The organism is Zobellella endophytica, from assembly GCF_003012775.1.
GTDB lineage: Bacteria > Pseudomonadota > Gammaproteobacteria > Enterobacterales > Aeromonadaceae > Oceanimonas > Oceanimonas endophytica.
This window is the reverse complement of record NZ_PXYG01000008.1, coordinates 52663-75165: the sequence shown is the minus strand read 5'-3', so window position 1 is coordinate 75165 and position 22503 is coordinate 52663. Positions and strand designations below refer to the sequence as shown.

At 66.6% G+C, this 22503-nt stretch carries 18 protein-coding genes; 2 read left to right on the top strand and 16 right to left on the bottom strand.

The window, feature by feature from the left end; translation table 11 throughout:
* Positions 1-23: 23 nt before the first annotated feature.
* The 8 genes from C7H85_RS15925 to C7H85_RS15890 form a co-directional block, all read right to left on the bottom strand.
* Positions 24-857: a nitrilase-related carbon-nitrogen hydrolase gene (locus tag C7H85_RS15925; protein WP_106730688.1), complete on the bottom strand. Its 834-nt coding sequence runs from the start codon at positions 855-857 to the stop codon at positions 24-26.
* A 244-nt stretch (positions 858-1101) separates the two neighbouring features.
* Positions 1102-1989 carry a glycine betaine ABC transporter substrate-binding protein gene (locus C7H85_RS15920; RefSeq protein WP_106730687.1) on the bottom strand — a complete coding sequence of 296 codons (888 nt, stop codon included), beginning with the start codon at positions 1987-1989 and terminating at the stop codon, positions 1102-1104.
* Between the two features lie 40 nt (positions 1990-2029).
* Positions 2030-2770 (bottom strand): ABC transporter permease, encoded by a 741-nt coding sequence (locus C7H85_RS15915; protein ID WP_106730686.1) that lies wholly within the window; start codon positions 2768-2770, stop codon positions 2030-2032.
* On the bottom strand, positions 2767-3948 hold the full coding sequence (locus C7H85_RS15910) for an ABC transporter ATP-binding protein (protein ID WP_106730685.1): 1182 nt from the start codon (positions 3946-3948) through the stop codon (positions 2767-2769). Before C7H85_RS15910 ends, C7H85_RS15915 begins: the two co-directional genes overlap by 4 nt.
* Positions 3949-3985: 37 nt before the next feature.
* Positions 3986-4639 carry an ABC transporter permease gene (locus C7H85_RS15905; RefSeq protein ID WP_106730684.1) on the bottom strand — a complete coding sequence of 218 codons (654 nt, stop codon included), beginning with the start codon at positions 4637-4639 and terminating at the stop codon, positions 3986-3988.
* A 211-nt stretch (positions 4640-4850) separates the two neighbouring features.
* Positions 4851-7910, bottom strand: a complete 3060-nt coding sequence (gene ydiJ / locus C7H85_RS15900; RefSeq protein WP_106730683.1) for a D-2-hydroxyglutarate dehydrogenase YdiJ — start codon at positions 7908-7910, stop codon at positions 4851-4853.
* A 32-nt stretch (positions 7911-7942) separates the two neighbouring features.
* Positions 7943-9568 (bottom strand): amidohydrolase family protein, encoded by a 1626-nt coding sequence (locus tag C7H85_RS15895; protein WP_106730682.1) that lies wholly within the window; start codon positions 9566-9568, stop codon positions 7943-7945.
* Positions 9569-9667: 99 nt separating this feature from the next.
* On the bottom strand, positions 9668-10672 hold the full coding sequence (locus tag C7H85_RS15890) for a GlxA family transcriptional regulator (protein WP_210433677.1): 1005 nt from the start codon (positions 10670-10672) through the stop codon (positions 9668-9670).
* Between the two features lie 131 nt (positions 10673-10803).
* Between C7H85_RS15890 and C7H85_RS15885 the strand changes: the two genes are divergently transcribed.
* Positions 10804-11694, top strand: a complete 891-nt coding sequence (locus C7H85_RS15885) for an alpha/beta hydrolase (protein WP_106730793.1) — start codon at positions 10804-10806, stop codon at positions 11692-11694.
* Positions 11695-11764: 70 nt separating this feature from the next.
* Positions 11765-12661, top strand: coding sequence for an amidohydrolase family protein (locus C7H85_RS15880; RefSeq protein ID WP_106730681.1), 897 nt, complete (start codon positions 11765-11767; stop codon positions 12659-12661).
* A 70-nt stretch (positions 12662-12731) separates the two neighbouring features.
* Here C7H85_RS15880 and C7H85_RS15875 read toward each other — a convergent pair whose 3' ends face one another.
* The 8 genes from C7H85_RS15875 to speB form a co-directional block, all read right to left on the bottom strand.
* On the bottom strand, positions 12732-13418 hold the full coding sequence (locus tag C7H85_RS15875; RefSeq protein WP_106730680.1) for a response regulator: 687 nt from the start codon (positions 13416-13418) through the stop codon (positions 12732-12734).
* Positions 13415-14725, bottom strand: coding sequence for a DUF4118 domain-containing protein (locus tag C7H85_RS15870; RefSeq protein WP_106730679.1), 1311 nt, complete (start codon positions 14723-14725; stop codon positions 13415-13417). Before C7H85_RS15870 ends, C7H85_RS15875 begins: the two co-directional genes overlap by 4 nt.
* The gene (locus C7H85_RS15865; protein WP_106730678.1) at positions 14712-16034 is read right to left on the bottom strand and encodes a TrkH family potassium uptake protein; all 1323 of its coding nucleotides are present in this window, start codon (positions 16032-16034) and stop codon (positions 14712-14714) included. Before C7H85_RS15865 ends, C7H85_RS15870 begins: the two co-directional genes overlap by 14 nt.
* Entirely contained in the window at positions 16013-16669 is a 657-nt protein-coding gene (locus C7H85_RS15860) for a potassium channel family protein (RefSeq protein WP_106730677.1), read from the bottom strand. The genes C7H85_RS15865 and C7H85_RS15860 overlap by 22 nt, the downstream gene beginning before the upstream one ends.
* A gap of 147 nt (positions 16670-16816) precedes the next feature.
* On the bottom strand, positions 16817-18265 hold the full coding sequence (locus C7H85_RS15855; RefSeq protein ID WP_106730676.1) for an aldehyde dehydrogenase family protein: 1449 nt from the start codon (positions 18263-18265) through the stop codon (positions 16817-16819).
* A 9-nt stretch (positions 18266-18274) separates the two neighbouring features.
* Positions 18275-19894 (bottom strand): 5-guanidino-2-oxopentanoate decarboxylase, encoded by a 1620-nt coding sequence (locus tag C7H85_RS15850; protein ID WP_106730675.1) that lies wholly within the window; start codon positions 19892-19894, stop codon positions 18275-18277.
* Between the two features lie 10 nt (positions 19895-19904).
* Complete coding sequence (locus C7H85_RS15845) at positions 19905-21293, bottom strand: YjiH family protein (protein ID WP_106730674.1); 1389 nt, start codon at positions 21291-21293, stop codon at positions 19905-19907.
* A 55-nt stretch (positions 21294-21348) separates the two neighbouring features.
* Positions 21349-22308: an agmatinase gene (gene speB / locus C7H85_RS15840; protein WP_106730673.1), complete on the bottom strand. Its 960-nt coding sequence runs from the start codon at positions 22306-22308 to the stop codon at positions 21349-21351.
* Between the last annotated feature and the right edge of the window lie 195 nt (positions 22309-22503).

Here is a 22503-nt window from a genome sequence, read left to right as displayed (position 1 = left end):
GGGCTCGGCCCCCGAGTATCTGCTCAGCCTTCCAGCAGCTTGCGGATCAGCGGGCTGTCCGCGTCGCGGATGGCCGGATGGTCGAAGCGTGCCCGGGCGATGGCGTCCCGTGCCAGCACGGCGTCGATCAGGCATTCCTGGTCGTCCGCCTGGGCCAGCACCTCGCCCCGGGGTCCCAGGATGCGGCTGCCGCCCCAGAACCAGGCGTCCCGCTCTGCGCCGTAACGGTTGGCCATCAGCACCGGCATGCCGTAGAGCATGGCGTAGAAGGTCACGTTGGTCAGCCAGTTGCGCTCGTTGGAAAACTCGTCGCTGACGATGGCCGAGGCCGAGTTGATCGGGCTCAGCAGCAGCTCGGGCCGGCGCAGCATGGCACAGTGCACCAGGGCCGGGTTCCACATGTCGGCGCAGATCTGGGTTACCGCCCGCCAGCCGGGCTTGCACTCGGCCAGCGGAATACTGTCGCCGCGATGGAACCACTTGCCTTCTTCCAGGCCGCCATAGGTCGGCAGGTTGAGCTTGCGGTGCACCGCCACCACCCGGCCGCCTTGCAGGTAGGCGGCGGCGTTGTAGTATTCCCCCGGGCCGGCTTCTTCCACGAAGCCCGCCACCACCAGCAGCTCCGGCGCCTGGCCGGCCAGCTCCCGCAGCCGGGGGTCGTCCGCCGCCATCGCCGCCGCCGGCGTGTCCCGCCCCAGCTGGTAGCCGGTCAGGGACAGCTCGGGGAAGAGCAGCAACTCGGCGCCCCGGCGGCGGGCCCGGCCGATATAGTCGGCGTGCAGGGCCAGGTTGTCGTCAATCTGCAGCAGGCCGGGGTTGATTTGCGCCACCGCGACCCTGAGGTTGTCGTCTTTCATGATGTTACTCCCGGCACAGAGGCGGATGTCCCGATGCCGTCAGTTTGGTGACAAAGTCGTGTCCATGACCGTATACGTCGGCCAAAGGGCCAACTCCGCCGACACGCCGTGAATCCATCCATGGAGGCTCCGCCGCGCCCTCCCTGGCGCGGAGGGTCGGCGGAGCCGTTCCCTTTGTCCGCCTGCTTGGCATGGGCGTTGCCTGTGTAGGTAAGCCCGAAGCTTTGTAAGCAGTCTCCCGGATTCAGAGAAGATCCCGTTCCTTCAGGAACTGCTCGGCCACCGCCTCGATGGCGACCCGCTCCACATCGACCCTGGCATTCAGCCCGGCCATCACCTGATCATCCAGCTGGGCGGACAGCCGGTTGAGCTGATCCGCCAGTTCCGGGTTGGCCGCCAGGGTTTCCTGCCGCACCACCGGGGTCAGGGCGTAGGCCGGGAAGTAGTGACGATCGTCTTCCAGCACCACGAAGTCGAAGGCCGGGATACGGCCGTCGGTGGCGAACACCAGGGCCACGTCCACCTGGCCTTCCTTCAGGGCCACGTAGGTCAGGCCGGTGTCCATGCGCTTGACGTCACGGCGCGCGAACTCGAAGCCGTATTCTTCCTGCAGGGGACGCAGGCCGTCGGGCCGGGCGTACCACTCGGCGTTGACCGCCAGACGCAGATCCTCTCCGTTATTGATGGCCGCCGCCAGCTCGGACAGGGAGCCGATGCCCCGCTGCTCGGCGTCCGCCCGGCGCATCGCCAGGGCATAGGTGTTGTTGGCCTTGGAAGGATTGAGCCAGACCAGGCCGATATCGGCGTCCAGCGCCTTGACCCTGTTGTAGGTCTCTTCCGGGCTCAGCCGCTCTTCCACCTTGTTGTAGGTGATGAGCGAGGTGCCGGTGTATTCCCAGTACAGGTCCACCTGGCCGTTTTCCTGGGCGGAACGCAGCACCGAACTGCCCATGCCGGCCCGCTCCCGCACGCCGTAGCCCTTGGCCTCGAGATACTGGGCAGTGATGGAGGTCAGCAACTGCTGTTCGGTGAAGTTCTTGCCCCCTACCACCACCTGGTTGGCCAGGGCGGTGGTGGTGGACAGGCCCAGGGCCAGCGCCCCCAGCAGGCAGTGACGAAGATGTTTCAACATAAGGTATTTCCTCTCGATTTCCTTTTCAGTTTTCCAAAAGTCAGGCCGTGCGCAGGCGCAGCGGATTGACACCCTTAGGTACAAAGACAAAGGCCAGGGCAGCCACCGCCATGTCCACCAGTATCGCCAGCAGCGAGGTGGGAATGGCGCCGGCCAGCATCATCATGGGTTCGTTCAGGTCGATGCCGGTAAAGATCAGCTCGCCCAGCCCGCCCCCGCCGATCAGAAAAGCCAGCGGCACCGTGCCGACGTTCACCGCCAGGGCGGTACGGATGCCGGCGAAGATCACGTAGAGGGCGTTGGGCAGCTCCACCCGCAACAGCATCTGCCCCGGCGTCATGCCGATGCCGGCCGCGGCCTCCTTCAGGTGGGCCGGCACTTCCAGCAGGCCGGTATAGGTGTTGCGCACTATCGGCAGCAGGGTGGCGATGGTCAGGCCGAACACCGCCGGCACCATGCCGATGCCGAGAAAACTCATCGCCAGCGCCAGTATCGCCAGGGTGGGAATGGTGGTGCCCACGTTGAGCAGCTGCATCATCCCCTCGGCGTGACGGCGCATGGCCGGCCGGCTGAGCCAGACCCCCAGCGGCAGGGCGATAAGGATGGCGATGCCGCCGGAGATCAGGGTCAGCTCCAGGTGCTGCCCGGTCAGGAACAGGATATCGTCCTGGTAGTACAGCAGCTCGTCGATAAACCCCTTGCCCCCGGTGACGGCACCCAGCAGGAACATGGCCGCCAGCAGCGCCAGCAGCAGGATGCGGGTGACAGACCATTTGCTCATAATACGCTCCGCAGGTTGCACACCATGTCCTGGTCGGCCCCGCGGCTCCCGCCGGCGCGTCCGGGCTTGTAGGTCGCGCTCAGGTAATGGGTCACGCCGCGCTGGGTCACGTCGCCCACATAGACGCCCTGCTCGTCCACGCAGGGCAGCCAGGTGGTGTCGTGGGTGAACATCATCGACGCCACCTTGCGCAGGTCGTCCCGGATGCCGGCGGTGCCCTTGAGCCCCACATAGTGGTCGCCGCAGTAGCCCTTGACGGTGCCGGCGATGCCCTTGGGCACATAGCCGACGGGCTGACCGGCGTCGTTGACCATGACGATGGCGTCGCTGTAGCCGTGCTCCTCCATCAGCCGCAGCGCCTGCTGCAGCGAGTCCCGGGCCTTGACCCTGGGAGTGTCGGTCACCAGCACCTGATCCACCTTCACCAGCCGCAGCCGCTTCAGGGCCCGGTCGTCGCCGACGAAACTCTCGACGAAGTCGTCCTTGGGGTGGGCCAGCAGATCGTCCGGGGTGTCGTACTGCACCAGCTTGCCGCCCCGGAAGATGGCGATACGGTTGGCCATCTTCACCGCCTCGTCGATGTCGTGGCTGACGAACATGATGGTCTTGTTGAGCTCCTGCTGCATCTTCAGGAACTCATCCTGGATCACCTCCCGGTTGATGGGATCGATGGCGCCGAAGGGCTCGTCCATCAGCATCACCGGCGGATCCGCCGCCAGGGCGCGGGCCACGCCGACCCGCTGCTGCTGGCCGCCGGACAGCTCGCCCGGGTAGCGCCGGAGGAAGACGCCCGGATCCAGCGCCACCATCTCCAGCAGCTCCTTGGCCCGGCGCTGGTAGGCCTCGGGCTTCCAGCCCAGCAGCTTGGGCACCACGGCGATGTTTTCCGCTATGGTCATGTTGGGGAACAGGCCGATCTGCTGGATGACGTAGCCGATGTTGCGCCTCAGGGTCACGGTGTCCAGGCCGGTGGTGTCCTCACCGTTGATGAACACCCGCCCCGAGGTGGGGGCGATGATGCGGTTGATCATCTTGAGGGTGGTGGTCTTGCCGCAGCCGGAGGGGCCGAGCAGGACGCAGATTTCCCCCTTCGGCACCTCCATGCTGATATGGTCGGCGGCGGAGACGGCACCGTTGGCGGTCTCGAATATCTTGGTGAGGTTGTCGATCTTGATCATGATGTCATCTCTTCTTCGGCAACGAGGGCCGGCCCAGTCAGGCCCGGCTCAGGCCCTTGGGGGTGAGTTTCTTCTGCGCCCACAGCAGCAGGTAGTCGGCGATGATGGCCAGCACGCTGACCGCGATGGCACCGACGATCAACTGGCGGTGATCGCTCTGGGAGATGCCGCGGCTGATAAAGGTGCCCAGGCCGCCGGCCCCGATGTAGGCGGCGATGGCCATGACCCCGATGTTCATCACCACGGCGGTGCGCACCCCGGCCATGATGACGGGAATGGCCAGGGGGATTTCCACCATCCGCAGCCGCTGTAGCGGACTCATACCGATGCCCCGGGCCGCCTCGCGGAGGGCGGGGCTGACGTTGTTGATGGCGGTATAGGTATTGCGGATGATCGGCAACTGGGAATAGAGCAGCACCGCGATCACCGCCGGCAGGTAGCCGATGCCCTGGCCGATCACCGAGAGGATGGGGATCATGATGCCGAACAGGGCGATGGACGGTATGGTGATGATGATGGAAGCGATGTAGAGCACGGCGCTCGCCACCTTCTCGTTCTGGGTGATGGCGATACCGATCGGCACGCCGGTGAGGATCGCCAGGCCCACCGCCACCCCCACCAGGGAAAGATGCTCCAGGGTCAGGCGCAGCACCTGCCCCCAGTTGTCCAGGAAAAACGCGAGAACGTCCAAAACCACCTCCTGATCATTTCCGGCATGTCCATGCCATCGGACGGCTGCCGCAGCGGCAGGGTTAACATTAAGTTAACAGCACTCTAACCATTTACCCCTGCATTAAAGTGTAGTAATCCGACATATTAACTAAAAAATACGACCCCTGGCGGACATACCAAAGCGGCCCCGCTCCGGGGCCGCTTTGGTACCTGCGAAACCGCAACGCCATTCAGCCTTCTTCCAGCCTGGCCAGCAGCACCTGCAACGGATGATGAATGGTCTCGCCCTCAACGCGTTTGACCTGGCTGCGGCAGGAGTAACCGGTGGCCACCAGCCGGCCCTGGTTGGCCGCGGCTCTCGTCACCCTGGCCCAACTCTGCTCGTAAATCTGCCGCGAGGTCTCCCGATTGGCCGTCTCGTGTCCATAGGTACCGGCCATACCGCAGCAGCCCAGGTTCGGCACCTGCAAAGTCAGGTTGAAGTCCGAAAACAGGGCCTGCCAGTCCCGGATGGCAGCCGTCGCCGCGGTTTTTTCCGTGCAGTGGGGCAGCAGCAGGTACTCTGCCGGTTTCAGGTTGCTGCCCAGCGCCCGCAGTCGATCACGCCGGCCCACCAGCCACTCCTGCAGCAACAACACCGCGGGCACCTGCTCCGCACCCAGGGCCTTGGCATACTCGTGGCGATAGCTCAGGGTCATGGAAGGATCCACCCCCACCAGCGGCACCCCAAAGTCCGCCAACTGCCGGAGCATGGCATTATTCTTGTGGGCCCCTTTGTGAAAGGCCCCCAGGAAACCATGCACATGCAGGGGCTTACCATTGGGCAGAAAGGGAGCCAGCAGCGGACGGAAACCCAGCTTCGTCAGCAGGGCCAGCACATCCAGTACCAGCCTGGTCTCGAAATAGGAGGTAAAGGCGTCCTGTACCAGTACCACCGTATTGTCCCGCTCGGCCGGACTCAGGGACGCCAGCCGCTCCGGTGTCGCCCAGTCGATCCCCAGCGCCGGCAACGCCCGGTCCAGACGCATACCGCTGAGCCGGGGGCTGTCCACCAGCCCGATACGCCGCCACACTCCCCGCAGCGCCCGGCTGTCTATCAGCCAGTTATAGGGCGCCGGCCACTTCGCCAGCCAGGGCACCAGATGCTCGAGGCTGGCCACCAGGTAATGGCTCACAGGACGCAGATAGCGGCCGTAATAGAGCTCCATAAAGCGGGCGCGCAGATCCGGGATGTCCACCTTGATCGGACATTGGGACACACAGGACTTGCAGGCCAGGCAGCCCGCCATGGCCTCATGTACCTGGTGAGAAAAGTCGGTAGCTCCCCGCCGTTTTGCCAGACTGTTGCGCAGCCGGGACCAGAGCCCGGCGAATGGAGCCGCACGCCGCAGCCGCGCACTTTCCACCAGGGGATCGACCCCCTGCCCGGCCAGCAGCCGCAACCATTCCCGAGCCAGAGTGGCCCGCCCCTTGGGAGATTGCAGCCGCTGCCGGGTCGCTTTCCAGGAGGGGCACATGGCGTCATCGGGATCGAAGTTATAACAGGCGCCATTCCCGTTGCAGCCGAGTGCACTCTGATACTCCTGCCGTACCAATACCGGGATCTGGCGATCGAACTGGCCGCGGGTCGGCACGCCGTCTATCCGCAGCAGCTCGGCACCGGTGCCCGCCGGAGTGGCTATCTTGCCGGGGTTGAGCTGGTTATGGGGGTCGAACAGCGCCTTGACCCGCTGCAGCACCGGATAGAGGGGGCCGAAAAAGGCCGGGGCATATTCCGAGCGAACGCCCTTGCCGTGCTCACCCCACAGCAAACCATGGTACTTTTGGGTAAGTCGCACCACCTCGTCGGTGATGGTCCGGATCAGTGGCTCCTGATCGGGGTCCTTCATATCGATGGCCGGACGCACATGGAGCACTCCCGCATCCACATGGCCGAACATGCCGTAGTCCAGGCCGTGGCGATCCAGCACCGCACGAAACTCACCGATAAAGTCAGCCAGATGCCCGGGCGGCACGGCGGTATCTTCCACAAACGGGATGGGCCGTCGCTCCCCCTTACCGTTGCCGAGCAGCCCCACCGCCCGCTTGCGCATGGCCCAGATTTTCTTGATCTCGGTCTCGCCGTGGGCCAGGGTAAAACCGAAGCTCTGTCCCTCGCCGCCGGCCTGCCGCTCCAGGTGGCGACTGAGGGCCTTGACCTTCCGCTCCACCTCTTCCCGGCTGTTGCCGGTGTATTCCACCAGATTGATGCCACGGATCGGCGGTTCTTCCGCACGCCGGGGAAAGTAGTCGCGTACCGAGTCCCAAACGATATCGGCCATCGCCAGCTGCAACACCCGGGAATCGACCGTTTCGATGGAGCACGGCTGCCAGTTCATCAGCGCCTTGGCATCACGCAGGGCATGGTCGAAGCTGGCGTACTTGATGTTGACCAGCGTCGCAAAACGGGGCAAGGGCAGCACCCTTAGCCTGGCCTCGACGATAAAACCGAGGCTGCCCTCGGAGCCGCACAGCAGGGAATTGAGATCGAAGCGGCCGTTTTCGTCACGCAGGTGGGCGAGATCGTAACCGGTGAGGCAGCGGTTGAGCTTGGGAAAGCGGCTCTCAATCAGCTCCCGGTTTTCCCGGTGCAGGGCATCCAGCTCCCGATGCAGCTGTCCGACCAGATCGTCCCGCTGCTGGTACCGCTGCAGCACTGCATCATCCAGCGGGGCCGACTGCCAGAGGCTGCCATCCAGCAGCACAGTGCCGAGTTCCAGCACATGATCCCGGGTTTTACCGTAGCGTACCGACCCCTGCCCGCTGGCATCGGTGTTGATCATGCCGCCGATGGTAGCCCTGTTACTGGTGGACAGCTCGGGGGCGAAAAACAGCCCATGCGGCGCCAGCGCCCGATTGAGCTGATCCTTGACCACCCCGGCCTCGACCCTGGCCCAGCCCTGCTCCGGATTGATCTCCAGAATACGATTCATGAACCGGGACAAATCGACCACGATGCCGTCACTCAGGGACTGACCGTTGGTGCCGGTACCGCCGCCCCGCGGGCTCAGCACTATATGACGGAACGCCTCACGACCGGCCAGCCGGGCGAGCAGGGCCACGTCCTCCTTGTGACGCGGGTAGAGCACCGCCTGGGGCAGCAACTGGTAGATGGAATTGTCGGTGGCCTGAGCCAGACGGTGGCCGTAGTCGGTGTTGATGTCACCTTCGAAGCCCTGCGCCTGCAGCGTACTGAGAAAGGCGAGGTAGGTCTCCTGTGTCACCGACGTCGGGGTAAGAGCAGGTATCATGGTGGTATCCGTTCCTTTGTGTTTTCAGGGGGTTAATCGTGCGCCAGCGGTGCGAAACCGTAGAGGCGCTGGGGGTTGTCGACCAGGATCTTGCGCAACAGAAGCGGGTCCGCCGCCCAGTCATGCACCAGTTCGAGCAGGCCGCCGTCATTGGGCATGTCCCGCTCCAACCCGGTGTGGGGCCAGTCCGAGGCCCACAACGTTCGTTCCGGTGCCGCCGCCAATATGGCCCGGGCGAAAGGAGCCACATCGGCGTAAGGATAGGCCTCGCCACTGATGCGCTCGGCGCCGGACAGCTTGATCCAGGCCCGGCCATCCCGGGCCAGGGCCAGCATTTCCTGAAAACCGGGAGCCTCGACGCCGAACTGGGTCGGCATATGGCCCATATGGTCGATCACCAATTGTACCGGCAGCCGCCCCAGGGACTGATACAGATCGGAAAACTCGGAGACGTCGATCAGCATCTGCAGGTGCCAGCCGAAAGGCGCCACCCTGGCCGCCAGCCGGCGCACATCGGATACCTCGACTCCGCTCTTGAACAGCAGATTGATACGCACCCCCCGCACGCCCAGTTCATGCATGGCTTGCAGCTCGGCCTCCGGGGTGTCGGGATCGATCACCACCACTCCCCGGAACTGCTCGCCGCCCTTGCGCAATACCTCGAGCAGCATGCGGTTGTCGGTGCCGTACACACTGGGCTGCACCACCACCGCCCGGGACAGCCCCAAGGTTGTCATGACCTTACGGTAACCGGCGAGGGATGCCGGGGCCGGGGTATAGGAGCGGTGGGGAGTGAGCGGATAACGCCGGGACGGCCCGAACACGTGCATATGACAATCGCAGGCACCTGCCGGGACGGCGAAATGTACTTGGCGGGGGCTCGGATCCGGCGGCAGGCACAGGGGAGCATGGGTCTCACCAAGAGCGCTCATACGGGTCCGTTCCCAACCCTGCAGGCCTTTGAGTCCCAGGCGATCGGCGGTATTCAGGATATGTCGCCAGGTCGCCCGCCGGGCCAGATCCGGATCACCCAACACAATGGCTTCCTGGATCTCGCGCCGCTCTGCCACTATGGTGGCAGCTTCGCGGGCAAACAGGGCCTGCGCCGGTTTGACCCGGCCGAGGGCCTCGAACAGGTGGCCGGCGAGAAACAGGATGAAATTGTCGAAATATTCGTTGCCGCTGGCCTCGGCCAACGCACGGCTGAACGACAGCTCTCCGGGCAGCAGGCTGTCCTGGCGTTGCGCCGCCCGGGTCAGTTCCGCCACCGCCTCGGCCAGCCGCGCCAGTTGGGCCCGGGTGCGGCGCCTGGCCGCCATGCCTGCCGCCGCCACTTCCAGCTCCAGCCTGAGCTCGAGCAATTTGCGCAGCTTGGCCAGGCTGGCCAGCTCCTCGGGATTGATCTTAAAGCCCTGTTGCCGGCCATCGGCGATAACAAAGGCCCCCAGCCCCTGGCGGCTCTCGACGAACCCCTCGGACTTCAGCCGTGCTATGGCTTCCCGCACCACGTTGCGGCTCACGCCGAACGCCTGTGTCAGCTGTTGCTCGGTCGGCAGCTTGTCCCCCACCCTGAGGTTGCCGTCGCGGATCTCCCGCTCCAACTGACCGGCCACCTCGGTCGACAGCTGGCGCGGCTTGGACAGGTTGGTCAGTTTCATCTCGGCCTCTCGTCTTGCCTGCGCTATCACTTCACTTGTTGGTTGTCCTACAAGTGAAGTGAAACCTATAGCAAATTCCCGGCGGATACAAGCCTGGTATCAGTCCCGTTTATCGGTCCGCGGCTCCCCCTCGATAACCGGCCGGATTCGCCGGGCCTGCCGTTCCTGCCGGGGGCTGCAGCCGTACTTCTGCTGATAGCAGCGGGAAAAATAGGAGGAGGAAGCGAAGCCGCAAGCCATGCCCACCTGCAGGGTGGACAGGCTGGACTGCAGCAGCAGGTGGCGCGCCTTCTCCAGCCGCAGGTCAAGGTAGAAACCGGCGGGCGAGGTGCCGAGCAGCTGTTTGAACAGGCGTTCCAGCTGACGGCTGGACAACCCGACCTGCTCCGCTACCTGCTGGCAGCTCAACACCTCTTCGAGGTGACTGCGCATGACCTCTATGGCCCGGACCAGGCGGGGATGATGCACGTTGAGCCGGGTCTGGATGGCCATGCGCTGGCTGTCATGAGCCGGCCTGATGCTGGGGTGGATGCACTGCTCGGCCACATCGTTGGCCAGTTGTTCACCGTGCTTGAGCGCGATCAGGTGCAGCATCATGTCCAGCCCCGCCAGGCCGCCGGAGCAGGTGATGATCCTGTCATCCACCTCATACAGCTCGCCGGTGACCCGCAAATCGGGAAATTCTTCCTGCAGGCTCTCTTTGTTCTCCCAGTGGATGGTGCAGGAGTGCTGCCTGAGCACCCCGGCCCGGGCCAGCAGCAGGCTGCCGGTAGAGGTCGAGCCCAGGGTGATCTGCCGGCGGGACAGCTGGCGCAACCAGCGGTTGAGACCCTCGTCCTTCACCACCTCGGCACCGATTCCCGCCACCACTATCATGGTGCCGATGTCGTCGGTGTCCTCGAAGCGGCGGGTCGGGGCGAAGGGCATGCCGTTGCTGGCCGGCACCGGCAGATCGCCCCGGCTGTACAGGTGCCACTGATACAGGGGCCGCTTCCTGATGCGGTTGGCCATGCGCAGCGGCTCCACCGCCGCGGAAAAAGACAACATGGAAAATTCCGGCACCAGAAAAAAACCGATTTGCTCTACCTCTGTGACTCCCAGCACCGTCAGCTCCTTTGCACCTGCCCGTCGATGTCGCTTTTTTTAGCAACGTTGTCGGATATTAACAGTTATTTAACCTGATGGTTACCGCATTATGAGCCTCGACCCTACCACTCCTTCTTGGGATACCGATGATGATTGAGCAAAACGTTAAATTTCACAGCGATGGTTTGGTGCTCGACGGCGCCTTCTTCACCGACGAACACAACAACGATCCGTCCCTGCCGATAGTGATTGTATGCTCCGGCTTTACCGGCCAGAAAAACATCCACCCCGAGCGCTACGCCCGTGCCTTCACCCCCCGCGGCTTTACCGTGTTCGGTTTCGACTACCGCGGTTTCGGCGAGTCCCAGGGCACCCGTGAAAAAGTATTGCTCGAAGAGCAGGTGCGCGACATCGCCGCCGCCGTGGCGGTAGTGCGCCAGCGGGCCGAGAAAGAAGGCCGCAAGGTGGTGCTGGCCGGCTGGGGCATGGCCGGTGGCCTGATCCTCGATGCCTGTCGCCTGGTCGAAGGCCAGGTGGACGCCCTGGTGGCAATGAACGGCTTCTTCGACGCGGTACGGGTTCAGAAGGCCCTGCGCGGCGAGCACGGCTGGAAAGCCTTCAAGCAGTTCATGGCCGCGGAGCGTCAGCGCCTGGCCCTGGGCGGTGAGCCGCAAGGCATCGATCCCTTCGACATCTACCCGCTGGATCCGGTGAGCCGCGAGTACGTCTTCACCGAGCTGGTCAAGGCCCCGGGCTACGGCGTGACCTCCAGTTTCGATTTCGCCGACTCGCTGATCAGCTTCAAGCCCGAAGCCCACCTGGACGAGCGTTTCGCCAGCGTGCCGCTGCTCATCGCCCACGGCGCCGAAAACGATCTGCACCCGGTGACCGAGCCCAAGTCCCTCTATGCCGCCTACCCGGGCCCGAAGGAGCTGTTCCTGCTCGAGGGGGGCGGCCATACCGAGTGGATGCTGGACGACAACCCGCTGTTTATCCAGTTCTCCGGCCACATCGCCGACTGGATGCAACGCAACGTCTAACCGGCATACCCGGGGTAACGGAGGAAGCACAACCGCCCTCCCCGTTACCCCGGGTTCACAGGAATTCCCCATGACCCAGCCAGATACCATTCCGTTTTGTGCCGCCGCCGATCCCTTTCCGCAACCGGCGGGGGCCCGCCCACCGCAAGGCAGCTGCGATACCCACGCCCATGTGTTCGGCCCCGCGGAACGCTACCCCTATACCGCCAACCGCAGCTATACCCCGCCCGACGCACCGCCCGGCGCCTACCTGCACCTGCACCGCACCCTCGGCATCGAGCGGGGGGTGCTGGTCCAGCCCAGCGTCTACGGCACCGACAACCGCCTGATGGTGGACACCCTGCATTACCTGCAGCAGCAGGGTCTGCAGTACAAGGGCGTGGCGGTGGTGGATGCGGATATCTCCGAACGGGAGCTGGACCAGTTGGCCCGGGCCGGCGTCTGCGGCGTGCGCATGAACCTGCTGTTCAAGGGCGGCATTGCCTGGCGGGATGTGGAGTCCCTGGCCCGGCGCCTGGCCGAGCGCAGCTGGCACCTGCAGTTTTTGATCGACGTATCCGAATTCGAACAGCTGGAAGCCAGGATCCGGAGTCTCCCCACCCCGGTCGTCATCGACCACATGGGGCACATGAATGTCGCCAACGGCCTGCATCACCCCGGCTTTCAGGCGCTGCTGAGGCTGGTGGAAGACGCCAGGGCCTGGGTCAAGCTGTCGGGCAGTTACCGCATCACCAACCAGCCGCTGCCGCCTTACACAGACGTACTCCCCTTTGCCCAGGCCCTGGTCGGGGCCAACCCGCAGCAAATGTTATGGGGCTCGGACTGGCCGCATCCTCATTTCGGCCGGCCCATGCCGGGCGATGGTCCCCTGCTCAGCCTGCTGGCCGATTGGGTACCTGATGAAGCCCTGCGGCGACGCATTCTGGTCGACAACCCAGCCCGGCTTTACGGCTTCCCTTCGTGTTGAGTCACTCGATGGGACTCGCCCCGCGGACGCCATAACGACCCGGGCACCCGGACGAGCACTTCTGCCTGCCTCAGGGCAGCACCAGCCGGTAGCCGATACCCGGCTCGGTGAGCAGGATGCGGGGATGGGCGGGCTGGGTTTCCAGCTTCTGGCGCAGCTGGGACATGTGCACCCGCACGTATTCGTGGTGCTCCACGTGGGCCGGGCCCCAGACCGCGCTCAGGATCTGGCGGTGGGTCACCACCTTTTCCGCGTGGCGCAGCAGGAACAGCAGCAGCTTGTACTCGGTGGGGGTCAGGTGCAGCGGCTCGCCGCCGCGGCTGACCCGCCGCGCCGCCGGATCCACCAGGATGTCGCCCAGCTGCAGCGGCAGCTCCGCATCCCGGGCCGGCCGGCGCAAGGCCACCCGGATCCGCGCCAGCAGTTCCTGGGCGCCGAACGGCTTGGTCAGGTAGTCGTCGGCGCCGGCGTCCAGCGCCTCCACCTTTTCCGTTTCCCGCTCCCGCGCCGAGATCACGATCACCGGCATGGCGGACCAGGCACGCAGCTCCCGCAGCAGATCCACTCCGTCCATGTCGCCCAGGCCCAGGTCGAGCAGCACCAGGTCCGGCGCCCGCCCGCTCAGGCTGCGCAGACCCTCGGCGCCGCCGGCCGCCACCGCCACCCCGTAGTCGTGGCTGCGCAGCAGGGTCTGCAGGAAGCGGGTCATGGAGGCGTCGTCTTCGATGATCAGGATATAAGGCTGGGGTGCCGTCATGGCTGCGTTCTCCAGGCGGGCCAGACCAGATGGCTGACGGCCACCCGGCCGTCGTCGCCGTCGGTCAGATAAAAGGAACCCTGGTGGCAGTCGGCCACCGCCCGGCAGATGGGCAGGCCCAGGCCGGCGCCGCCGTCGCGCCGGGGCAGGGCCGGCTGCGGCGGCTTGCCGTTGGTCAGGATGAAATCGTAGAGCTCGCCGTGCCAGCGTCCTTCCAGCCGGTAGGGGGACAGGCCGTGGCGCACCGCGTTTTCCAGCATGTTGGCCAGGGCGATCTCCAGCAGGGTGTCGTCGCCGTGGATCGGCGCCTTGTTGTCGATATCGATGTCGAAGTGCACCGCATCGAACAGGCTGCCGCGCCGGCGCAGGGCGGCGCTGACCACCTCTTCCGGCATCAGCGCCTGCACACCGATCTGGTCCTGGCGCTGCACCCGGTTGAGCTCCATCACCTTGTCGAAGTGGCTGCTCAGCACCCGGCTCTGCTGGTAGATGGACTCGGCGATCTCCCGGTATTCCTGCGCGTCGAGGCGCACCGCCGGATCCGCCAGCATGCTGGCGTTGCCCATGATGCTGGCCAGGGGGGTGCGCAGATCGTGGGACAGGGAGCGCAGCAGGGCGTTGCGGCTGCGGGCCAGTTCCGCCTCCAGCCGCGCCTGCTGCTCGGCGCCGGCCAGCCGGGCCCGGGTCAGGGCCTGGCCCAGCAGCGAGGCCGCCACCTTGAGTAGGGTGCGGTTGGCCTTGTACAGCCCGGCCTCGCAGCACAGGTACACCCCGGGCCGGTGCCGGTCCCGCACCGGCAGCGACTGGCGGCCGTCGGCGGCGGGCTCGGATTCGATGGTGACCGGGCTGTGCAGCTGGCGGCTGAGCAGCTGGCCGACGAAGTCGAACATGGCGCCCGGGCTGCTGCGCTCGGGCAGGCCGCGCGCCAGCAGGAACATGCCCCTGAGCTGCTTCAGCAGGTGGCGGACCCGGTCCAGCTGGCCGCGCAGCCGGCCGCTGAGATTGCTGATCAGCAGGCCCACCGCCAGCATCACCCCGAAGGTGAGCAGGTAGTCGAGGTTGTGCACGTGCAGGGTGTAGTAGGGCTCCACATAGAGCACGTCGAACAGCAGCACGCCGAGCACCGTGGCCAGGGCCGCGGGCCGGCGGCCCTGGCGGGCCGCCACCACCGCCACCACCAGCAGCAGCGCCATGGCCACGTCGGTGCTGGTCAGCCAGCCGCGCAGGGGCAGCAGCCCCAGGGCCACCGCCAGGGGGCCGGCCAGGCTCGGCAGCCAGGCGTGCCGCCGCCGCTCAGCCCAGGGCAATGCGGCCTCCCGCGTAGCGCAAGGGACGCTCGGGATTGCCCGCCAGGGCGGTAAAGAGGTACACGGGGCTCAATTTTCCGATAATCATCACCATCATCAGCAACACCTTGGTGGCCTGGCTCAGCTCGGCGGTGATGCCGAGCGACAGTCCCACCGTGCCCAGGGCCGAGATCAGCTCGAACACCAGGGAGAAGGGCGACAACCCGGGCATCAGGTACAGCGCCGCCAGGGTGGTCAAGGACAGCAGCAACAGGGTAATCACCAGTATACCGGCAGCCCGCAGCAAATACTCCACCCCCAGCATGCGCCCCAGCATGCGGGTTTCGGTGCGGCCCTGCAGTGCCGCCACCACCCCGGTGATCAGCAGCACGAAGGTGGTGATGCGCAGGCCGCCGGCGGTGGAGCCGGGGGCGGCGCCCACCACCATGTTGAGCATCAGCCAGGTCTGGCCCGCCGGGCTCATGGCCGCGATATCGACGCTGTTGAAGCCGGCGGTACGGGCGGTGGCGTTCTGGAAAAACGCATGCAGCAGCCGTTGCTGCCAGGGCAGCCCGGCCAGGCTGTGATGCTGCTCGAACAGCAGCAGCAACAGGGTGCCCGCCACCAGCAGGGCCAGGGTGGCCCACAACACCAGCCGGGTATGGATGCTGCGGCAGCGGCGCAGCACCAGCAGCTCGTACAGCACCGCGAAGCCCAGGCCGCCGAGGATAAAGCCGGCGGCGTGGGCCAGCACCATCCAGGCCGGCGACACCGACATCAGGGAGTCGCCGGACAGGGCGAAGCCGGCGTTGTTGAAGGCCGACACCGCATGGAACAGGCTGGTGCCCAGGCCCCGCTCCCAGCCCAGCAAGGGCACCCAGTGCAGGGCGAACAGCGCCGTCAGCGCCGCCTCCAGCCCCAGGCTGAACAGCAGGGTGAAGCGGATCACCTGGGACAGCCGCAGATCCGGCCCCAGTTGCCAGTAGGAGCTGAGCATGGCCTGGTTGCGCAGCCCGACGCTGGCGTTGAACGACAACATGGCCGCCGCCCCCAGGCTCATGTAACCCAGGCCGCCGAGCTGGATCAGCAGGCCGATGATGGTCTGGCCCAGGGCCGAATAGGCGGTGGCGGTATCCACCACCACCAGGCCGGTGACGGTGACCGCCGATACCGCGGTGAACAGGGTGTCGGGCCAGGCCACCGGGCTCTGTTGCGCCGCCGGCAGCCACAGCAGCAGGCTGCCGGCCAGGGCCAGCACCAGATAACCCAGCAACAGCAGCAGCGCCGGCGAGCCCAGCCGTTTGTGGGTCAGGACAAGTTGCGCAGACATGTTTCCAGTTGCTCCGCGTCGGCCAGCAGCAGCAGCTTGTCGCCCGGCTGCAGGCGGGCGCTCTGGATTAACTGCTCGGGCTGGTAATCCTTGTAGCGGGTCATGCCCAGCAGCCGGACATGGTGGCGGCCGAGCAGGCCCACCACGTTGCGTTCGACATGGCTGGCGTTGACTTCCAGCTCCGCCAGTACCTGGCCAGTGGACAGCACCTGGCGGGTCAGCAGTTCGGGGTGACCCAGCCAGGCCGCCACCATCTCGCCCATCGCCTGCTCCGGGTTGATGGCCCGGCTCACCCCCATCTTCAGCGCCAGCTGGTAATGGTAGTTGTCGCGGGTCTTGCACCAGATCGCCTCCACCCCCACCTCCTTCAGGTTGAGGATGGTGATCAGGCTGCTCTGCAGATCGGTGCCGATGGCCACCACCACCGCGAAGAACTGCCGCCAGTCGATGCTGGCGGTCACTTTGGGATCGGTGCCGTCGGCGATAATCGCCTCGGCCACGTCATCGGCGATGGCGTGCACCCGCCCCTGATCCGAGTCCATCGCCATCACCTCCAGGCCGGCGCCCCGCGCCGCCCGGCAGAAGGCCGTGCCGAACCGGCCCAGGCCGATCACCGCAATACGTTTTTTTGCCATGGTTTGAAGTCTCCGTAAGCCATGAGCCAAGCCTACGAAAACCGGCATAAGAAGGGTGTTTAGATTGAGGGGGCGGCCATAAAGAAACTGTAAAGAAGGCCACCGGCACAAGGCCGGCGGCAATGGATACGCTACGACGTCGCCGGGCTAATCCGCCGGGCCCAGCAGGTGCTTGACCTCGAGGAAGGCGTTCAGCCCCCAGGGGCCCAGCTCGCGGCCGATGCCGCTGCGTTTGAAGCCGCCCCAGCTGGTTTCGCACGGCACCACCTGGACGCTGTTGTACCAGATGGTGCCGGCCCGCAGCCGGCGACCCAGCCGCCGGGCCCGCTCCGGATCCCCGCTCACCACCGTCGCCGCCAGGCCGAAGTCGCTGTCATTGGCCAGGCGCACCGCCTCCTCCTCGTCGTCGAAACTGCGGCCGCAGAGCACGGGGCCGAAGATCTCTTCCCGCCACAGCCGGCTGGCGGCGGGCACGTCCCGGAACAGCACCGGAGCCTGGAAGAAACCGTGCGCCGGCAGGGTGCGGTGGCGGCCGTCGCGCACCACCGCCAGGCCTTCCGCCTCAGCCACGGCCAGGTAGTCCAGCACCGCCCGGCGCTGGCGGGCGCTGGCCAGCGGCCCCATGTCGGTGCCCTCGGCCAGGGGATCCCCCAGCCGCAGGGCGTCGATGCGCCCGGCCAGGGCCCGGTACAGGGGCTCCGCCAGGGAACGGTGCACCAGCAGGCGGGACGTGGCCGAGCAGATCTGGCCGGCGTTGAAGTAGATACCCGCCATCACCAGTTCGGCGGCCCGTTCCGGGTCGGCGTCCTCCAGCACCAGGATCGGCGACTTGCCGCCCAGCTCCAGGGCCACCGCCCGGCTGGCCGGGGCGGCGGCGGCCATGATCGCCTCCCCCACCCGGTTGCTGCCGGTGAAGGACACCTTGTCGATGTCCGGGTGGGAGGAGAGCGCCGCCCCCACGCCCTCGCCGTCGCCCAGCACCAGGTTGAACACCCCGGCGGGCAGCCCCGCCTCAAGGGCGAGCTCGGCCAGGGCCAGCTCCGGCAGCGGCGTCATCTCCGAGGGCTTGAACACGACGGCGCAGCCCGCCGCCAGCGCCGGCGCCAGCTTCCAGGCGCTGGTCACCAGCGGGAAGTTCCAGGGAGTGATCAGCGCCACCACCCCCACCGGATCCAGGTAGCCCAGGGCCTGCAGCCCGGGCTGGGCCAGGACCACGTCCTGCCCCTGCCGTTGGTCCAGCGCCCGCGTCTGGCCGGCGTAGTAGCGGTAGCAGGCGATGGCGTCATCCAGGTCGAGCAGGGCCTCGGCCAGGGGCTTGCCGTTGTTGCGGCTGGACAAGTGCGCCAGTTCCTGCCGCCGGCGGGCCAGGCCGTCGGCCATCGCCTCCAAATAAGGCGCCCGCCCGGTGCCGCCCAGGGCCTGCCAGCCGGGCTGGGCGCGCCGCGCCGCCGCCACCGCCGCGTCCACGTCGTCCGGGTGGCCGCCGGTCAGCTCGGCGAGCACCTCCTCGGTATAGGGGTTGACCACCGCCAGCCGGCGCTCGCCCCGGCTCGGTTGCCAACGGTTGTCGATAAACTGCCGGTCCAGAGTCTGCATGCGTCCTCCTTATCCCGCCATCGCCCGGCTCCAGCCGGCGGCGTCTATCTCCACCAGCAGGGGGCCGTCGAGGGGCCGCGTGGCCAGGGCCCGGGCCAGCGCCTCCGGGTTGTCCACCCGGGTCGCACGGCAACCGAAGCCGGAGGCCAACTGCTGGAAGTCCGGCGCCCAGATGTCCACCCCCACCCGGCTCACGCCGTAGTGGTCCATGTAGCGGCGGATCTCCTCGTAGCCCTGGTTGTGCCACAGCAGTATCACCACCGGAATGCCCGCCTCCACCGCCGTGGCCAGCTCGCTCAGGGTAAACATGATGCCGCCGTCGCCCACCAGCGCCACCACCGGCAGCTCGGGTTTGGCCAGGGCCGCGCCCAGCGCCGCCGGCAGGCCGTAGCCCAGGGTGCCGTAGCCGGTAGAAGCGTTGAAGTAGCGCCGGGGCTCGGGCTGGCTCACCAGATGGTTGCCGGCATAGACGGTGGCGGTGGAATCCCCCACCAATATCGCCTCGGGCAGTAGTTCGCGCAGGGTGTCGAACAGCGGCACATAGGGGGCGAAGGCCGGATCCGTCGCCAACGCCAGTTCCTGGCGGGCGGCCCGCACCCGCTCGGCCCCGCCCCGGTTCAGGGGCGCGGGAAAGTGTTCGAGCAGCAGTTCCAGGCTGCGGCCGGCGTCGGCCACCAGCCCCAGCGCCAGGCGCTGGTTGCGCACCAGTTGCTCGGGATCGATATCGATACGGATCAGCCTGCCGTCCAGCCGGAAGCCGTCGTCGAACACCACGTCGTAGTCGGTCTCGCCCAGTTCGGTGCCCACCGCCAGGATCACGTCCGCCTCCCGGGCCAGGGCGCGCACCGCCGGCAGGGCGGTGTTGGCGCCCAGATCCAGCGGGTGGTCCCGCCCCAGCAGGCCCTTGGCGTTGATAGTGGTCGCCGCCGGCGCATCCAGCCGCGTCACCAGGGCCCGGGCCGCTTCCGGCGCCTCGACGCAGCCGCCGCCGAGCAGCAGCAGCGGCCGCTGCGCCTCGCGCAGCCAGGCCGCCGCCTGGGCCAGTCCGCGGGGATCCGGCGCCGCCCGGTACAGGGCGGGCGCGGGCCGGGGCGCGACGGCCCGCACCGGGGCCGGCAGCAGATCGATGGGGATCTCGATGTGCACCGGCCCCGGCCGGGCACCGTTGAACACCGCGAAGGCCCGGTCCAGCACCTCGGGCAGGGTGGCCGGGTCGAGCAGGGTGTGGCTGAAGCGGGCCACCCCGGCCATCAGCTGTTGCTGGCCGGGCAGCTCGTGCAGCCGGCCCTGGCCCAGCCCCAGGGTGTCGCGCCGGTTGACGCTGGAGATCACCAGCATGGGGATGGAGTCCGCCAGGGCCTGGCCCATGGCGGTGGCGATGTTGGTCATACCCGGGCCGGTGATGATCAGGCAGACCCCGGGCTTGCCGCTGGCGCGGGCGTAACCGTCGGCCATAAAGCCCGCCCCCTGCTCGTGGCGGGGCGTCAGGTGGCGCAGGCCGCTCTCCGCCAACCCCCGGTACAGCTCTATGGTGTGCACCCCGGGGATGCCGAACAGGGTGTCCACCCCGTAACGGTCGCGCAGCAGCCGGATCAGCAGGCCGGCGCAGGTGGTGTCAATCTGGGTCATGGTCACTCCCTCAGAAGAAGAACAGGTGGGCCATCAGGGCGATGATGGGCAGGGTGATCAGGGTGCGCAGCAGGAAGATCACCAGCAACTCCCACAGTTTGAGCGGTATCCTGGACTTCAGCAGCAGGGCGCCCACTTCCGACATGTACACCAGTTGGGTCAGCGACAGGCAGGCCACCACGAAGCGGGTCAGCTCGCTCTCGATGCCCTTGGCCAGCACCGCCGGCAGAAACATGTCGGCGAAGCCCACCAGGGTGGCCGGCGCCGCGGCCGCCGCCTCGGGCAGGCGCAGCCACTCCAGCAGCGGGATCATGGGGTAGGACAGCCAGGTGAACAGCGGAGTGTATTCCGCCAGCACCAGGGAGACGGTGCCGATGGCCATCACCAGCGGCAACAGCGCCAGGAAGATGTCCACCACGTTGAACAGGGCGCTCCGGGCCAGCCGGACCGGACCCGGGGCCTGCTCGGCGCGGGCCACCGCCAGCTCCAGGCTGTAGCGCAGCACGCCCTTGCCGCCGGGGGCGGTTTCGGCGATCTGGCAGCCCGCCGGCTCGTAGTAGGTGTCTGGCTTGCACGACAGGGGCGGCAGCCGGGGGATGATCACCGCCGCGGCCAGGCCGGCCACCACCACGGTGAAGTAGAACTGGATGAACATATGGTTCAGGCCGACGAAGGTGGTGATCAGCAGGCTGAAGGCGATGGAGGCCACCGAGAAGTTGGTGGCGATCACCGCCGCCTCCCGCCGGGTATAAAAGCCTTTCTCGTACTGCTGGGCGGTGATCAGCACCCCGACGGTGCCCGAACCCAGCCAGGAGGCGGTGGCGTCGATGGCGCTGCGGCCGGGCAGGCGGAAGATAAAGCGGAACGGCTTGCTCACCAGGGCGCCGATGAACTCCATCAGCCCGAAGTCCACCAGGAAGGGCAACAGCAGGGCGGCGAAGAAGAAAAAGGTGAGCAGCACCGGCGCCAGATCCAGCAGCACCACGCCGCCGGTGTTGCGGTTCCAGATAAATTCCGGTCCGAACTGGAACAGGGCCATCAGCCCGAACAGGGCACCCAGCACCCGCAGGCCGAACCAGACCGGCCCCACGTCGAAGACCTCATGCCAGGCCCCGTCCCGGGCCCAGCCGGGCTTGGCCAGCTTGACCAGGGCGGTGAGCAGCACCGACAGGCAGAGGATGGCCACCGCCACCGCCGGCAGGCTGTCGCCCAGGGCCGCCTTGAGCCAGTCGGCCATCAGCCCCAGGCCGATGGTGACCTGGTCCCCCTGGCTGATGGGCACCAAGAACATGCCAACCCCGAGCAGCGAGGGCAGCAGGAATTTGAGCAGTCCGCGGCGGTTCAGACGACCGCCCTTGGAAGTTGCATGGCCGCCGGCGGCCTCCAGAGAAGAAGACATCAGATTACACTCCTTTGTTTATAGTGGCTGCCGCCGGGTGCAGCGGCAACATCCTTCAGCGCCGCTCGACCCCGGGCAGCACACACAGCATTTCGTACAGCAGGTTGGCCGCCAGCAGGGCGGTGTTGCCGCTGGGATCATAGGGTGGCGACACCTCGACCAGATCGCCGCCGACGATATCCAGCCCCCAGCAGCCGCGGATGATTTCCAGCGCCTGGGGCACGGTCAGGCCGGCGATCTCCACGGTGCCGGTGCCCGGCGCGTAGGCGGGATCGATGCCGTCGATGTCGAAGCTGATGTAGACGGGGCCGCCGCCCACCCTGGCGCGCACCTCCTCCATCAGCCCGACCAGCGAGCGGTGCCAGCATTCCTCGGCGGGCACCACCCGAAAGCCCTGCTCCCGGCTCCAGTCGAAGTCGTCCGCCGCGTAGCCGGTGCCACGCAGGCCTACCTGCACCACCCGCTCGCCGTCGAGCAGCCCCTCTTCCACCGCCCGCCGGAAGGGGGTGCCGTGGGCGATCTTCTCGCCGAACATGTGGTCGTTGATGTCGGCGTGGGCATCCACGTGGATGAGCCCCACCGGGCCGTATTTCTTCTTCATGGCACGCAGTATCGGCAGGGCGATGGTGTGGTCGCCGCCCAGGGTCAGCGGCCGGCAACCGTGCTCCAGCACCTGATCGTAGAAGGATTCGATGATGCCCATGCTCTTCTGCAGGTTGAAGGTATTGATGGGCACGTCGCCGATGTCCGCCACCTGCAGGCTGTCGAAGGGCGCGGCGCGGGTGGCCATGTTGTAGGGCCTGAGCATGCGCGACTCGTCGCGGATCTGGCGCGGCGCCAGCCGGGCGCCGGGCCGGTTGGAGGTGCCGATGTCGAAGGGCACCCCGACGAAGGCGGCGTCCAGGCCGCTCGCATCCTGCTGGGTGGGCAGCCGCATCATGGTGGCGGGGCCGCCGAAGCGAGGCATCTCGTTGCCGCCCAGGGGCTGGTTGAAGGGGGGTTCACGCTTGCTCATGGGATTCTCCTGCAGCGGGCCGGGCACTGTGCCTGAGGCCGTGGTTTCCTTTCCCCTGATAGAGCAGTTAGCGTGCCAGTTTTTATTTATTTGATTTTAAAGGAGTTAAAAATCTAATGATGCAATATTGAATCGACAGCTCGCCCTTTTCGATACATATTTGTATCATTAATTCATTCATGCATCACCCGCAGG